Origin of the sequence: Thioalkalivibrio sp. HK1, assembly GCA_000583135.1 — a bacterium.
Taxonomy (GTDB): Bacteria; Pseudomonadota; Gammaproteobacteria; order HK1; family HK1; genus HK1.
On record JFBG01000044.1, the window covers coordinates 1 to 14,963 of the forward strand.

At 60.6% G+C, this 14,963-nt stretch carries 12 protein-coding genes; 2 read left to right on the top strand and 10 right to left on the bottom strand.

Translation table 11 applies throughout. From position 1 onward, the window contains the following. A partial coding sequence (locus BF99_RS20850) for a matrixin family metalloprotease (RefSeq protein WP_197019121.1) occupies positions 1-1,868 on the bottom strand: 1,868 nt, incomplete at its 3' end. A gap of 420 nt (positions 1,869-2,288) precedes the next feature. Continuing rightward, positions 2,289-2,849 carry a disulfide bond formation protein B gene (locus BF99_RS20855; protein WP_081759244.1) on the bottom strand — a complete coding sequence of 187 codons (561 nt, stop codon included), beginning with the start codon at positions 2,847-2,849 and terminating at the stop codon, positions 2,289-2,291. Between the two features lie 514 nt (positions 2,850-3,363). Here BF99_RS20855 and BF99_RS0111730 point away from each other — a divergent pair. Further along, positions 3,364-4,110 carry a creatininase family protein gene (locus BF99_RS0111730; protein WP_025771003.1) on the top strand — a complete coding sequence of 249 codons (747 nt, stop codon included), beginning with the start codon at positions 3,364-3,366 and terminating at the stop codon, positions 4,108-4,110. Positions 4,111-4,207: 97 nt separating this feature from the next. Here the strand turns inward: BF99_RS0111730 and BF99_RS0111735 are convergent, their stop codons facing one another. From BF99_RS0111735 to BF99_RS0111775, 8 genes are all read right to left on the bottom strand, one after another. Then, on the bottom strand, positions 4,208-4,984 hold the full coding sequence (locus tag BF99_RS0111735) for an SIR2 family NAD-dependent protein deacylase (protein WP_025771004.1): 777 nt from the start codon (positions 4,982-4,984) through the stop codon (positions 4,208-4,210). Positions 4,985-5,185: 201 nt separating this feature from the next. After that, positions 5,186-6,670, bottom strand: a complete 1,485-nt coding sequence (gene glpK, locus BF99_RS0111740; protein WP_025771005.1) for a glycerol kinase GlpK — start codon at positions 6,668-6,670, stop codon at positions 5,186-5,188. Between the two features lie 31 nt (positions 6,671-6,701). After that, positions 6,702-6,983: a DUF2160 domain-containing protein gene (locus BF99_RS0111745; RefSeq protein WP_025771006.1), complete on the bottom strand. Its 282-nt coding sequence runs from the start codon at positions 6,981-6,983 to the stop codon at positions 6,702-6,704. Positions 6,984-7,008: 25 nt separating this feature from the next. After that, the gene (locus tag BF99_RS0111750) at positions 7,009-7,809 is read right to left on the bottom strand and encodes a carbohydrate ABC transporter permease (RefSeq protein WP_025771007.1); all 801 of its coding nucleotides are present in this window, start codon (positions 7,807-7,809) and stop codon (positions 7,009-7,011) included. A gap of 1 nt (position 7,810) precedes the next feature. Further along, on the bottom strand, positions 7,811-8,677 hold the full coding sequence (locus BF99_RS0111755; protein WP_025771008.1) for a carbohydrate ABC transporter permease: 867 nt from the start codon (positions 8,675-8,677) through the stop codon (positions 7,811-7,813). Between the two features lie 15 nt (positions 8,678-8,692). After that, positions 8,693-9,754, bottom strand: coding sequence for an ABC transporter ATP-binding protein (locus BF99_RS0111760; protein ID WP_025771009.1), 1,062 nt, complete (start codon positions 9,752-9,754; stop codon positions 8,693-8,695). 28 nt (positions 9,755-9,782) lie between these two features. Continuing rightward, a complete protein-coding gene (locus tag BF99_RS0111765; RefSeq protein WP_025771010.1) occupies positions 9,783-10,850 on the bottom strand; it encodes an ABC transporter ATP-binding protein in 1,068 nt (355 codons plus the stop codon). Positions 10,851-11,238: 388 nt separating this feature from the next. Beyond that, positions 11,239-12,972: an ABC transporter substrate-binding protein gene (locus tag BF99_RS0111775; RefSeq protein WP_025771012.1), complete on the bottom strand. Its 1,734-nt coding sequence runs from the start codon at positions 12,970-12,972 to the stop codon at positions 11,239-11,241. Between the two features lie 359 nt (positions 12,973-13,331). On the opposite strand from BF99_RS0111775, the gene BF99_RS0111785 reads away from it, so the two are divergent. Further along, on the top strand, positions 13,332-14,942 hold the full coding sequence (locus tag BF99_RS0111785) for a glycerol-3-phosphate dehydrogenase/oxidase (RefSeq protein ID WP_025771014.1): 1,611 nt from the start codon (positions 13,332-13,334) through the stop codon (positions 14,940-14,942). The last annotated feature ends 21 nt before the right edge of the window (positions 14,943-14,963 follow it).

Sequence of the window (14,963 nt, forward strand, 5' to 3'; positions counted from 1 at the left end):
CAGGGGCTCGATTGCTTGCAGCGAATGCGGATATCCGAGGAATCCGAACCGGTCTCCGGCGGGATGGCCAAGGCGTAGACACCGGTGCGTCCCGGGGTGCCGCCGATGATGCCCCCGTCGTCATCGTTCTCTTCCACCGAGACCGCTATGGTGGTCATCGAACGGTTGTAGTTCCCCCCGGCGCCTTTCAATACCACGAAGTCGTAGCCGTCTTCGATATCGCTGTCTTCGCCTGCTTGCAACGTCACGGTGCGCTCGCCGTTCCAGTTGTCTCGGGTGAAGAGCAGCACCTTCGGGTTCACGGTGACGTCGAGGTTGGAGTTGGACAAGGTGACGGTCACGGTATCGGTGTTGACGGGGATTTCGCCCAAGCGCACGGTGAGTTCGACCGGATCGCCGCCTTCCATCAAGTCCACCATGGTTTTGGAAGCGACGATATCACCGGGGCGGTCGAGGATGGTTACAGCGATCGCCGCCCCTTGGGGATTGGCGATGCCGGCATAGTTCCCGGCGCCGTTGTCGAAGGTGCCGACGATGGTATCGGTGCCGTTCTCGGCGTTGTCGTCTTGGGCGACGGAGACGGTGACGGTTTGACTTGCATTCCAATCACTGTCGGTGAAAAAGAGGGTGGTGGGGTTCAAAGAGACGGATGCGTTGGCGTTGGTCAGGTCGACGGTGACATTGGGCACGGTCGGCACCGTTCCCAAACGTACGATGAAGGTCTCTTGCCCGCCTTCGACCACCTGCAAGGGCGAGGGCAGCATCACGAGGGACCCGGCTTCGTCGTCATCGCCGACCGCAACGCTTTTCTTCACCTCGCTCGCCACGATGCCGCCGCCGGCCGACAAGGTGATATCGACCGACTCGTCGTCGATATCGATGTCATGGAGGGCGGTGACGATGACCGCTTGCGCGATCGTGTGATTCGAGGCGGTCAATGTCAGCGAGGCGGGGTTGACGGTAACGACCCCGGGATCGGCGCTTGTCACATTAACGGTGACTTCGCCGATGGGCTCGGTATCGAGTTTGACGGTGAAGGTGCCGGTGCCGCCCTCGTCGATGGCCAAAGTACCGGTATCGCCCAACTCGATCCTGCCCGACGGGACCACGGGCGGGTTGTTCGGGTCCACACCGTAAATCGCCACGATCCCATCGATATCATCTCGTTGCAAACGATCGATATCGCTTAGCTTCGAGTTCATGATCGCGGCCACTTCCTGCTCCGCCTCATCCGGGTGATCGAGCCCCCAGATATGGCCGAATTCGTGGATGGCAACGCGGTGCATATCGAACAACCCCATTGCGGCCGACGCCGCTCGTTGAGGCCCCGAATAACTGTTCCAAGAGTGGGCCGTATTGAAAACGACATTGCCTTCCAAAAAGAAGCCGGTTCGAGCGTTATAGCGATAGAAGGCGGTCCCCAGCACCCGCTCGCCGAACTCCCGGCCGCAATAACTATCACCGGCGGTGACCGTGTTGATGTCATCACCGATGGTGCATCCCGGCTCGATAGAAGAAGTTTCGATATTGATCCGCACTCGGGCATCGGTTCGATACCACTGATCGGCGGCGCTTTTGACCACATCAACCCAGCAAGGGCCGAATTCATAGAGTTCCACCCCTTGTGCTTTCGGGCGGCAGGTCTCGCTCGTCGTCCCCCCTCCGAAGCGCGCCTCCATATCGATCTCGCGCCTATTCCATTTGATCCGCGTCCCGTCAGCGTGCTTTATTTGCGCCCACGCTCGGGTCGTTTCCACCGGCAAGCATATCAAGAGAACGATCACGCTCGCAAAAAGCGCGATCGCAAGCAAGGGGATGCGAGATAGCGTGGTCGAAGCGCTGCGGGCAGTGGACCATCGATCAAGCACTCGTTCTCTCCTTGGCATTGTTCTTGACCGTTCGCTCGAAGGGTGGTGAATGGATCGACCTTGAGGTCATAGAGGCCGGCCCCTTTCCAACGGCGTCTTTGCACGGTATTTGGAGGTCGAGACGGTGACCGCTTCGTCGAACCGTATCGGCGACCCCCGGTCCGTGTGCGGAACAAATGCTCGGGCATGCTTCGACGGCCCGTTGATCCAAGATGCGAGTATCCTCGGCGTCCTCGCCTACGAAGATGGAGGAATGATCCGCAGGGGGAGGGCTAAGATGGGCGTGCTTATGAGCACTCGGTATTCAACGCATCGAACGGGATCGTTTTCGGGCGATCACGCTTATCTTTTATCGTGAGGGCGCTAGGCGATGAGCAACGCAATGGGTTTGGCTTCTCGGTACCCTCCGACATCGATTCCCTAAAAGCGAGGGGGACGGCCTTTTTCGTTGCGAGCCATGAATTCCTTGAGATCGGGGGATTTTTTGACATGCCTCGGGCTGCGAGTGAAGCTCAACCAAAGCCCGAAGATCGCAAAGCCCACGAAGACCAACAGAGTCCATTGGGGGATCGACAGCGAGAGGAAATTCCATTGCACCTCGGCGCACTCCCCGGAGCCGCTGAAAACCATCATCAGCGTATCCGCCAGCGGGAAGGCATCGATCATATAGCCCAGATCCGGCCCGCAATCCGGCACCTCATCCGCCGGCAGACTTTGCAGCCACACATGACGGGCGGCGATACCACCTCCGACGACAGCCAAGATGAAGGTGACCACTCCGTAGATGCGGCGCCCCGTCGTCTTGGGATTGTGCAGCGCCGCCAGCAATAGCCACACTCCGACGGCGATGACCGCGATGCGTTGAAAGACGCACAGAGGACACGGTTCAAGTCCGTCGATATGCTCCAAATACAGAGCGACTCCGATGAGACCGGCGCAGAACAAGAAGCCGATCAGAAAAAGCATCCTTTGCGAAACCATCGTTTCGATCTCTCCCTTCCGATGACTGACGCTCGACTTTTCGCGAAAAGAACGCTGATGGCGAGTGGTTTCGAACCCTCGAGATCATGCCCTTTGCCTTCGCAGAGCGGATAGCCGGTACTTTATTACCCCTTCGTCCGAAGGCGCTCGAAAAAAAGACCGCCGAGATCTCGGGCATGTCGACTCTCGATCCCGCACATCGATCTTCGCTCCTGTCTATATTAACGCATCGGTATGCGGTGACTCGATGATTTCTCGATGGATCGCCCTTGATTCGATGGCCGTATTCATCGCAAGCAAGCGGCTCTTTCGACTCCCCGCTCGAAGATGCGATCAAGCATCGACATCGAGCGCGGACTCGGATATCTCGCCACCCCTTGTTTCCATCGCCCGATGAACCATCCTCGAATCTCGCCGCCGGTCCCATCCTTTGTACAATCCCGTCATCGGCGCTTGCAAGGCCTCGGCGCATGGTTTTTCGAATCTGCCTTTTTCGAACCAGTGAGACCCCACCATGTTCTTGCAGCATTCCACTTGGCACGATGTGGCTGCCTATCTCGAAAGATCCCGGGGCATCATCATCCCCATCGGTTCGACCGAGCAGCATGGCCCCAACGGTCTGGTCGGCACCGATGCCCTTTGCCCCGAAATCGTCGCTCGGGGCATCGCCGACGAAATCGACGTGCTGATCGCCCCCACCATCAGCATCGGCATGGCCCAGCATCACCTGGGTTTCCCCGGCACCATCACCTTGAGACCTGCCACCCTCTTGGCGGTGGTGCGAGATGTGGTGCAGTCTTTGGTGCGACACGGCTTCGAGCATTGCTATTTTCTGAACGGACACGGCGGCAATATCGCAACCGTCAACGCCGCATTCTCCGAGGTCTACGCCGAGACCAGCTTGAACCTCGAATCGATGAATCGCCCCGGTGTTCGTTGTCGGTTGGGGAATTGGTTCGACGGCCGCCGAGTGCGTTCTCTTTCGAGGGAACTCTTCGGATCGGCGGAGGGCAGCCATGCGACCCCTTCCGAGATATCCCTGACGTGGTATGCCTTTCCCGACGCCGTTAGGCAGCCGCCGATGACCCCGAAGATCGCCCCTCAAGGGCCGATCCGCGATGCCATCGACTACCGACAACGCTTCCCCGACGGCCGCATCGGTTCCGACCCATCTCTTTCCACCCCCGAAGCCGGAGAACGCCTGTTCGCCGCCGCCGTCGAGGATGTCATCGAGGACTACCGGCGCTTCATCGCCCCCTGAAAGCGTGATATGCCGTCGGGGGTACCGAAGGCAAAGCCTTTATCGAGCCTTGTCGGATGGATAAGATCGATATTCCTTCGTCGTCGCCGTCGTTTTTTCAAGGTTCCTCGGCGTTCTCAAGGGCGGCTCGTCCTTGGGCCAATGAAGCCATGACCGGTCCGATCTCTCGGTGCAGCGTCAGATCGGCGATGCGATCGAATTCGGTGGGGTCTCGATTCAAGATCGCAAGTTTCGCACCGTGGTGCTTGGCAAAGGCCAGGAAACCGGCCGCCGGTTGCACGACCAAAGAAGATCCGATGGCGATGAAGAGATCGCAAGATCGCGTTTCGTCCTCCGCGCGGGCCATTTCCGCTTCCGGCATCGCCTGACCGAAAGAAATCGTGGCGGTTTTGATATAGCCCCCGCATTCGCAAACCGGCGCCCGCCCGCTTTTTTCGAAAGCCTTGCGGATCGGATCGAGGGCGTAGCGAGTCTGACAGCGAAGGCATTTGGCGTAGGTGGTATTGCCGTGTAGCTCGATCACCCGATCGCCTCGCACTCCGGATGCCTGATGCAGGCCGTCGATATTTTGGGTGATCACGCAAGAGCCTTTTTTCTTGTCGGTAAGGTCGGCGATGACGGTGTGGGCGATATTCGGTTTCGCTCGGCGGATGCTTTTATCGGTTTCGAACTTGCGGCGCCAGGCTTCGATGCGAGCTTCTTCCGATGCCATGAAATCACCGAAGTCGATCGGTTTGAAGCGATCCCACACCCCGCCCGGGCTTCTGAAATCGGGGATCCCCGAATCGGTGCTGATACCGGCGCCGGTGAAAAACACGATGCGGCTCGCCGATGCGACCAATTCGTGAAAGCGCCGGATCTCGGGGTCGATCATCGATGCACTCCTTGATTCGAAATAGAAGGATCTCGCTTTTTTCGAGCCGAGCGATATCGCTAGCGAAGATCGAAGGTCGGCAAGGCTCGAACGAGCATCGAAGGGGGATAAGGGCGGCCCGCATCCTCGCGGATGACGCTGCGGCAAGGTAGGATTTCCCGACAAATCCCCCCGACGAGATGTTCGAAAAGGCCTTCGAATCTAGCGATTGTCGAGCACCTTGGCCACCGCCCGATCCCAGCCGCTCACCAGCCGCTCGCGTTCGGGTGCGGGCATCCTCGGGGCGAAGGTGCGCTCGTGTCGCCACTGCCGCGCGATTTCATCGAGCCCGTCATAGACCCCGACGTGCAGTCCTGCGAGATAGGCCGCCCCCAAGGCCGTGGTTTCGGTGATCACCGGACGATCCACCGGGGCCTCGACCATATCGGCAAGGAATTGCAGCAGCCAATCGTTCGCCACCATCCCCCCGTCGACCCGAACGGCGCTCGGAGCCTTGCCCCTATCCTTGGCCATCGCAAGGGCGAGATCGCGCGTTTGATAGCACACCGATTCCAATGCGGCGCGAGCGAGGTGGGCCGGGGCGCTGTCGCGGGTGAGCCCGAAGATGGCGCCTCGAGCATCCGGATCCCAATGCGGCGCCCCCAAGCCGGTGAATGCCGGGACCAAGTACACCCCCCGATTATCCGGCAGCGACCGGGCCAGCGCCTCGGTCGCCGGGGCGCTATCGATGACGCCGAGCCCGTCGCGCAGCCACTGCACCGCCGCCCCGGCGATGAAGATCGAGCCCTCGAGGGCGTAGGTCGCCTCGTTGTTCAATCGATAGGCGACGGTGGTGAGCAGGCGGTTGGTCGAGGGGGTCGCCGTCTTGCCGGTATTCAACATGGCGAAACACCCGGTTCCGTAGGTGCTCTTGATCATGCCCGGCTCGAAGCAGGCTTGACCGATGGCGGCGGCGTGCTGATCCCCGGCGACCCCGGCGATGCGGTATTGCGCAGGCAAGATACCGGGCGCGGTTTCGCCGTAATCGGCGGCGCTGTCGCGCACTTCGGGCAAGAGGCTGCGCGGAACATCGTTAAGGGCGAGCAGCTCGTCGTCCCATTGTTGGGTATGGATGTCGAAGAGCATGGTGCGCGATGCGTTGGTCGCATCCGTGGCATGGACGGCGCCGGCGGTGAGTCGCCATACGAGGAAGGTATCGATGGTGCCGAAGGCCAGCCTCCCGGCCTCGGCGGCGGCGCGGGCTCCGTCGACGTTATCCAAGATCCACGCGATCTTGGTGCCCGAAAAGTAGGGGTCCGGCAGCAGACCGGTCTTGGCGGCGATCAGGGTTTCGTATCCCGCGCTTTTGATCTCGGCGCAGCGTTTCGCAGTGCGACGGTCCTGCCAGACGATGGCCCGATGCACCGGCTTCCCGGTATCGCGATCCCACACCACCGTGGTCTCGCGCTGATTGGTGATCCCGATCGCCGCGATCGACCCCCCCGCAGCGGCGATGGCCTCGCCGCAAACCGCAAGCGTCGTCTCCCAGATCTCCTCGGCATCGTGCTCGACCCGGCCGCTGTCGGGGTAGTGCTGGGTGAATTCTCGCTGCGCGATCGAGCGGATCGCGCCGTTGGCCTCGAAGACGATGGCGCGGGAGCTGGTGGTGCCTTGATCGATGGCCAGTAAAAGGGCGTTGGAATCCACGGCCTCGTTTCTCCCTCGAAGGATGTTTCGGTCAAACCCGGCGAAAGACGAATATCGCCCACAAAGCGCAAATCACCAGCGCACCGTAAGGCGGGCTGCCGATGAAAGATAGCCACCCCAAAGCGATGAAGCCGGATCCGAGCAGGGTGATGAACAGACGATCGCCGCGGGTGGTATCCAAGCCGAAGATCCCTCGGCGCGGATTGCCGCCCGGGCGCTTCCATTCCCACAATCCCATCCCCGCCAGCACCATCGCAAGGAGGATGAAGAAGGTGGCCGTTTGCCAAGTCCATGCCATCCACGAGAGGCTCATGCCGGGCGCACCTCCATCATCGATGTCATACACGCCCGAGGGCGAAGCCCTTGGCGATGTAGTTGCGCACGAAATAGATCACGAAGGCCCCGGGGATGATCGTGAGCGTCCCGGCGGCGGCGAGGAGCCCGAGCTCGTAGCCGCTGGTGCTGGCGGTGCGGGTCATGGTGGCGGCGATGGGTTTGGCCTCCACCGAGGTCAAGGTCTTCGCCAGCAGCAACTCGACCCACGAGAACATGAAGCAAAAGAAGGCGGCGACCCCGATACCGGCGGTGATCGTCGGGATGAAGATCTTCACGAAAAACGACGGGAATGAATGGCCGTCGATATAGGCGGTCTCGTCGAGCTCCTTCGGAACGCCGGACATGAACCCTTCCAGGATCCACACCGCCAAGGGGATATTGAACAGACAATGCGCCAGCGCCACCGCAATATGGGTATCGAACAGTCCGATCGCCGAGTAGAGCTGGAAAAATGGCAGGGCGAAAACCGCAGGCGGAGCCATGCGGTTGGTGAGCAGCCAGAAGAACAGATGCTTGTCGCCCAAAAAGCGGTAGCGGGAGAAGGCATAAGCCGCCGGCAGGGCGGCGCAAACCGAGATGACGGTGTTGAACACCACATAGGCGAGCGAGTTCAAATAGCCGTTATACCAAGTGGGATCGGTGAAGATCTTCTTGTAGTTCTCCAAGGTGAAATCTTGGGGGAGAAGCGAAAAGCCCCCCAAAATCTCGTTGGTGGTCTTGAACGACATATTGAGCAGCCAGTAGATCGGCAGCATCAGGAAGACGATGTAGAGGGTCGGCACGAGCCACTTGAAGCGTCTCATCTCACCGCTCCTCGTTGCGCATCATCAGCGAGTAGAAGACCCACGACAGCAGCAGCACGATCAGGAAATAGATCAGGGACATCGCCGCTGCCGGACCCAAGTCGAACTGACCGAGCGCGATCTTCACGAGATCGATCGATAGGAAGGTGGTGGTATTTCCCGGGCCGCCGCCGGTGAGCACGAAAGGCTCGGTATAAATCATGAAGCTGTCCATGAAGCGCAGCAAAACCGCGATGGTGAGCACCCGTTTCATCTTCGAAAGTTGGATGTGGCGGAATATCGCCCACGCGCTCGCGCCGTCGATCTTGGCCGCTTGGTAATAGGCCTCGGGGATCGAGCGAAGGCCGGCATAGGCGAGCAATACCACCAGCGATGTCCAGTGCCATACGTCCATGACGATGGTGGTGATCCATGCCGAGGTCGGATCTTGGGTGAAATCGTAGGCTAGGCCCAAGCCGTTCAGCGCCCGCCCGAGGAGGCCGATATCCGGCAGGGCGAAGATATTCCACATCGCCCCCACGACATTCCACGGGATCAGCAGCGGGAGCGCCATCAGCACCAGGCACACCGAAACGCCGATCCCCTTGCGCGGCATCGCCAACGCCACCGCCACCCCGAGAGGGATCTCGATGACCAGGATGGTGAAGGTGAAGGCGAGTTGGCGGCCGAGGGCGGCGTGGAATCGCTCCGAGCCGAGTACTTGCTCGTACCATTTGAAGCCTTCGAAAAAGAAGACGTTGTCGCCGAATGTTTCTTGGAAGGAGTAGTTGACGACGGTCATCATCGGGATGAGCGCGTTGAACGCCACCAGCGCCACCACCGGCGCCACCAGCCACCAGGCCTTGTGATTGGCGGTCTTTGCGGCCATCGTCGAATCCTTACTTTACAGGAGCCGACCGTCCGCGTAGATGCGGGTATGGTCGGGGTCGAAGCGGATGCGGGGGTTCTCCCAGGGGATGGGATCGTCCTCGCCTGCGAGCATCTTGATCCGATGATCGCCGCGGCGCAGATCCACGATCTTGTGCCGCCCGATATCGTCGACGTTGACGATCTCCACCGACAGCCCGTCCTCGGCGAAGGTGATGAACTCCGGTCGCACCCCGAGCTCGAGCGAGCCCGATGCCGATCCGACGGGTTTTTCGGTGATGGTGACGGCCTCGCCATCGAAGATCGCATCGCCTTGGAAGAGCGAGCAGGGCATCACGTTCATGCCCGGGGAGCCGATGAAATATCCGACGAAGGTATGTTGCGGACGCTCGAAGAGTTCCACCGGGGTGCCGATCTGCACGACCTCGCCCTCGGTCATCACCATCACCCGGTCCGCAAACGTCAGGGCTTCGATCTGGTCATGGGTCACGTAGATCATCGTGGTCCCGAAGCGCTGGTGCACTTCCTTCAACTTGGAGCGCAGCATCCACTTCAAATGCGGGTCGATCACCGTGAGCGGCTCGTCGAACATGATCACGTTGACGTCCGAGCGAACGAGCCCGCGGCCGAGCGAGATCTTCTGCTTGCCGTCGGCGGTCAGTCCCGTGGCCCGTCGTTCGAGCATGTCGTCGAGATCGAGCATGGCGGCGATCTCGCGCACCCGAGCGTCCACCTCGGCTTCGGCCATGCCTCGATTTCGCAGCGGGAAGGCGAGATTCTCGTAGACGGTCATCGTGTCGTAGATGACGGGGAACTGGAATACCTGCGCCACATGGCGGTCGACGGGATCGAGGGCGGTGACATCCTTTCCGTCGAAGAGGATGCGTCCCTCGCTCGGCTGCAACAACCCCGAGACGATGTTCAGCAGGGTCGACTTCCCGCATCCGGAAGGGCCGAGCAAGGCGTAGGCGCCGCCATCGGCCCATTGCCCGTCAACGCCCTTGAGCGCATAGTCGCTCGGCGACGAGGGTGAGTCCGCATAGCTGTGGCGTATCCCGGCCAGCGTGATCTGCGCCATATTCCAATCCCCCTCGCCTTGCGACCGCTCAGGCGGCGATCAGCGATCCGTCGCTTTCGAAGTACATGAATCGGTGCGTTTGGAGATACATCGTTTCGGTCGCACCGATGGCGACGGCATGGACTCCGTGGGACTGCGAGATCCAACGATGGCCGCCGATATCGAGGTGGACGATACTCTCGGAGCCGGTCAGCTCGGTTACCAGCACTCGGGCCATGACCTCGATGGAACCCTCCCCCCTTCGCATCGGCGTGATATGGTGCGGGCGCAGTCCGACCCGATACTCCCCGTCGGCAAGACCGCAGGTCGCATCGTTCACCGGCCACTTCACGCTCTCGTTCAGATGGAAGGTATTCCCTTTTTTGGCGACGAGAGCGGTATTGATGGGGGGGTCCGAAAAGATCCGAGCCGTGCGCAGGTCCACGGGATTCCGGTAGACCTCGGCCGTGGGTCCGAACTGCGCGATGCGTCCTTCATGCAAGGCGGCGGTGAATCCCCCCAAAAGAAGGGCCTCGTGAGGCTCGCTGGTGGCGTAGACCACGATCGCGCCCTTCTCGGCGAGAATGCTCGGGAGTTCTTGGCGCAGTTCCTCGCGCAGCTTGTAGTCCAAGTTCGCCAAGGGCTCGTCGAGCAGCACCAGGTCCGAGTCCTTCACCAAAGCGCGGGCGAGGGCGGCGCGTTGCTGCTGCCCTCCCGACAGTTCGGCCGGAAGTCGGTCCAGCATCGGCGAGAGTCGTAAAAGTTCCGCAGCCTCGGCGACCCGCCTGTCGATCTCCGCCGCCGATACCCTCGCCACCCGCAGCGGCGATGCGATATTTTCGCGAACGGTCAAGTTGGGATAGTTGATGAACTGCTGGTAGACCATCGAGATATTGCGCTTTTGCACGGCCACACCGGTTACATCCCGGCCATCGAAGAATACCCGGCCCGAGCTCGGTTTCTCCAACCCCGCCATGAGCCGCATGAGCGTGGTTTTTCCGGAAAGCGTGGTCCCCAAGAGGATATTGAAGGCGTTTTTTTCCAAAGAGAGATTCGTCTCGTGGATATGGATTTGTCCGCCTTCTTGCTTGACCACGCCTCGAAGCTCGATCGCCATGAAAGTCCTCGTATTCGATTCATCGCCCACTGCCCGGGCGCGCTTTCGAGATAATCGTGCGCGCAATGGCAACCGTTTCGGATTGCCCATCGTATCGATGGGGGTTCATGAGCCCTTCGAATCCTCGGTGGCAAGGCGGCGAGGCGGTCAAAGCATCCTACAAGCCTTGCGCTCGATGAGGAGGAGATCGGCGCTCACGGCTTTTCGATCGAGGGCGCCGGGGCTTCGGTGATTGCATAATATCCGCCGCCCGAGCTTTCCGGCTCGGTACCCAGACGAGGCCTTCGGGGGGTGCCCGGCCCGAGATTGGGGCGCAAGGCGCCCTAAGCTCGGGCCGGATAGGCCGGATAACGAAGGGATTTCCTTATTCCTTCGCTTAGTGCTGTTTTCAGCTCGCCTGCCAGCGCTTGATGAGCTCGTTGTAATCCACGGTCTTGCCTTGGGGCTTTTCGTTGCGCTTGTTCTTCGGCGATTCGTCGTCGCTCAGCCACTTCGAGGGGGATTCCTCGGGGTTGAGGCGAGGCCCGCAGCCACCGTAGACATTCGCCCTTTTATCGGCGGCTTCCATGCGCGCCATGACCTGATCCATCTCCGCCGCAAGGCGATCCATGGCTTGCTGCGGGGTGAAGGCCCCGGAGTTCACATCGCCGATTTGCTGCCACCAGAGCTGTGCCAGTTTCGGATAATCGGGCACGTTGATACCCGTCGGGCTCCAGCGCACCCGATCCGGAGAGCGGTAGAACTCGACCAGCCCGCCCAGCTTGGGAGCCCGCTCGGTGAACGAGGCGTGGCGGATATCGCTATCTCTGATCGGCGTCAGGCCGACATGGGTTTTCTTGAGCGAAACGGTCTTGGATACCGTGAATTGGGCGTAGAGCCAAGCCGCTTTGCGGCGATCGACCGGAGTGGATTTGAACAGCGTCCACGAACCCGCATCCTGATAGCCGAGTTTTTGCCCCTCCTCCCAATAAGGACCGTGCGGGGAGGGAGCCATGCGCCACAGCGGATTGCCTTGGTCGTCGACGGTGTTGTTGCCCTCGCTCTTGGGGGCCACCATCGATGCGGTAAATGCCGTATACCAGAAGATCTGTTGGGCGACATTCCCTTGCGAGAGGGCCGGCAGCGATTGGTAGAAGTCATAGCTCGCAGCGCCCGGCGGGGCGTATTTGCGCAACCACTCATCCCACTTGCGGATGGCATAAACCGCCGCCGGTCCATTGGTGGCGCCGCCGCGCGATACCGAGGCCCCGACCGGATTGCACGAGCCCTCCTCCATACGGATACCCCACTCGTCGACGGGCACCCCGTTGGGCAGACCCTTGCTTCCCGCCCCGGCCATGGAAAGCCAAGCGTCGGTCATACGCCAGCCGAGGTCGGGGGCGCGCTTGCCGTAGTCCATGTGACCGTAGACGCGCACGCCGTCGATCTCCTTGACATGCTCGGAGAAGAACTCCGCGATATCCTCGTAGGCCGACCAGTTCACCGGCACCCCCAGCTCGTAGCCGTAAATCTCCTCGAAGCGTTTTTTCAGATCGGGGCGCGAAAACCAGTCGTGTCGGAACCAGTAGAGGTTGGCGAATTGCTGATCCGGCAGCTGATAGAGCTTGCCGTCAGGACCGGTGGTGAAGGACTTGCCCATGAAATCATCGATATCGAGTGTCGGCAAGGTCACATCCTTGCCTTCCCCGGCCATCCAGTCCGAGAGATTCACCGCCAGCTGCAAGCGAGAATGGGTGCCGATCAGGTCGGAGTCGTTGATATAGGCGTCGTAGAGGTTGCGCTTGGTCTGCATTTGGGTTTGCACCGCCTGCACGACCTCGCCCTCGCCGAGGAGCTGATGATTCACCTTGATGCCGGTGATCGCCTCGAAGGCTTGGGTAAGCGTTTTGGATTCATACTCATGGGTGGGGATGGTTTCGGAGAGAACGTTGATCTCCATCCCCTTGAAGGGCTCGGCGGCTTCGATGAACCACTGCATTTCGCTCATCTGCTCGTCTTTGGACAAGGTCGATGGCTGGAACTCGCTTTCCACCCACTTCTCGGCCGCGGCCATATCCGCTTGGGCGCCGAACGCAAGCCCCAGCATTGCGGCCGCAGCGGCGATCGCCAACTGATTCTTCATGGGTTCTTTCCTCCACAAGATATTTTTCGAATGATCGTGCGACGGGCTCGTCATTCGCAGTCAAATAACGAGCCTCGTTGCCGTAAAACCGCATCATATTAACCCTTGTTTCGGCCATGGGCACGATTTTCTATCCGCACGATGTGCGATCGATGTGCGATCGATGCGCGATCAACGAATCGCGATCAACGAATCCCCGCTCGGATTCTTGTTTTAATATCGCCATCGATGCGAGTGGGGATGCAAATCACGGCTTTCCGGCAAGGGCTTTGACCCTTGGTCAGGGGAGGGCCTGTCAAGGCAAAGCCTCCCGTTGAATGACGATTTCAATGACGATCACGCCAAAGCGAAGGAGTGAAATGCGATCGAGAAAGACGAATCTTACGAACCTTGCCGAACGACGCCTCGATGTCTTGATCGTCGGCGGGGGTATCAACGGGGCCGTCGCCGCCGCCGCTTTGGCTTCGAAGGGAGCCTCGGTGGGGCTGATCGACCGTGGTGATTTCGCGGGGTTTACCAGTCAGCACACCTCGAATCTCGCTTGGGGCGGGATCAAATATATGGAGAACTACGAGTTCCCTCTCGTGCGCGATCTATGCCTGTCCCGCAATGCCTTGATCCGTTCCTATCCGTCGACGGTGCGCGAGATCCGCTTCTTGACCACGATCCCGCGCGGCTTTCGCCACCGCCCCTTGACGATGTGGCTCGGAGCGTGGGCCTATTGGTTGATCGGCAACTGCTTCACCCGACCCCCTCGCCGACTTTCCCGCCGCGCCGTCGAGCGCGAAGAGCCCTTGATCGAGGCCTCGTCGGGAGCGGGTTTCGTCGAGTACTCGGATGCCTATCTCCATGACAACGATGCCCGTTTCGTTTTCAACTTCGTGCGCACCGCGGTCGATCGAGGGGCGACGGCGATCAACTATGTCGAATCGTTGGGTGCCCGATTCGATGGCCACATCTGGCGGACCACGGCCCGGGATGTGGAAAGCGGCAGCGAGTTCGAGATCGAATCCGATATCCTGATCAATGCCGCCGGCGCCTTCGCCGACGAGCATAACGACCTCACCGGGGCGCAAAGCGCCCACCGCCATGTCTATTCGAAAGGGGTGCACCTGCTGGTCGAGCGGATGACTTGCGAGCGCCGCGTGCTCGCCTTTTTCGCCGACGACGGCCGATTGTTCTTCGTCATCCCCATGGGCCGTCGCACCTGTTTGGGCACCACCGATACCCGAGTCGATTCGCCCTGGACCGAAGTCACCGCCGACGATCGACGCTTCATCCTCGACAATATCAATCGGCGCTTGCGCTTGGATCGACCCTTGACGCAAGCCGACGTGATCGCCGAGCGCTGCGGCGTGCGGCCGCTTGCCATCGCCAAGGGCGAGAAAAACTCGGGCGATTTCCTGCAGATGTCGCGCAAGCACGCCATCGACATGGATGCGCAAAGGCGGCATCTGAGCATCTACGGCGGCAAGCTCACCGACTGCATCAATGTCGGCGAGGAAATTTGCGAGCGGGTGCAATCCCTCAAGGTGAGATTGCCCCGCGCGCGCTATCGGTGGTACGGAGAGCCCGAGGGAAGGGCCAAGGAAGCGTATTTCCGCCAAGCGAAGAGGATGAGCCTCGATGCCTTCACCCCGGCGGACTCCTCCGAGGGGCTCACCACCCGCTATTGGCGCCGCTATGGAGCGGCGGCGATCGAATTGTTGGAGCGCATCCAAACCGACCCCAAAGATGCCCAAGTCCTCATCGAAGGGACCGAGTACACCCGCTGCGAGATCGCCCTCGCCCGGCAGCGGGAGATGATCGTCAAGTTGGAGGATTTTCTAAGGCGTCGCTCGAAGATCGCGCTGATGATGCGTCGCCACGAGCTACTTGCCGCCGATGGCCTGCAGCATGCGTGCAACGCCCTGTTCGGGGCTACGGCACGAGAGCGCTTCGACGAGTACTTCGCCCTCGATGCCCGGTGATTCGGATCGATTGGCATCGCC

Bases quoted from the DNA above. Each gene is read 5' to 3' on its own strand.
- BF99_RS20855 (WP_081759244.1), bottom strand. From the start codon at position 2,849: ATGGTTTCGCAAAGGATGCTTTTTCTGATCGGCTTCTTGTTCTGCGCC.
- BF99_RS0111730 (WP_025771003.1), top strand. From the start codon at position 3,364: ATGTTCTTGCAGCATTCCACTTGGCACGATGTGGCTGCCTATCTCGAA.
- BF99_RS0111735 (WP_025771004.1), bottom strand. From the start codon at position 4,984: ATGATCGACCCCGAGATCCGGCGCTTTCACGAATTGGTCGCATCGGCG.
- BF99_RS0111745 (WP_025771006.1), bottom strand. From the start codon at position 6,983: ATGAGCCTCTCGTGGATGGCATGGACTTGGCAAACGGCCACCTTCTTC.
- BF99_RS0111750 (WP_025771007.1), bottom strand. From the start codon at position 7,809: ATGAGACGCTTCAAGTGGCTCGTGCCGACCCTCTACATCGTCTTCCTG.
- BF99_RS0111755 (WP_025771008.1), bottom strand. From the start codon at position 8,677: ATGGCCGCAAAGACCGCCAATCACAAGGCCTGGTGGCTGGTGGCGCCG.
- BF99_RS0111760 (WP_025771009.1), bottom strand. From the start codon at position 9,754: ATGGCGCAGATCACGCTGGCCGGGATACGCCACAGCTATGCGGACTCA.
- BF99_RS0111765 (WP_025771010.1), bottom strand. From the start codon at position 10,850: ATGGCGATCGAGCTTCGAGGCGTGGTCAAGCAAGAAGGCGGACAAATC.
- BF99_RS0111775 (WP_025771012.1), bottom strand. From the start codon at position 12,972: ATGAAGAATCAGTTGGCGATCGCCGCTGCGGCCGCAATGCTGGGGCTT.
- BF99_RS0111785 (WP_025771014.1), top strand. From the start codon at position 13,332: ATGCGATCGAGAAAGACGAATCTTACGAACCTTGCCGAACGACGCCTC.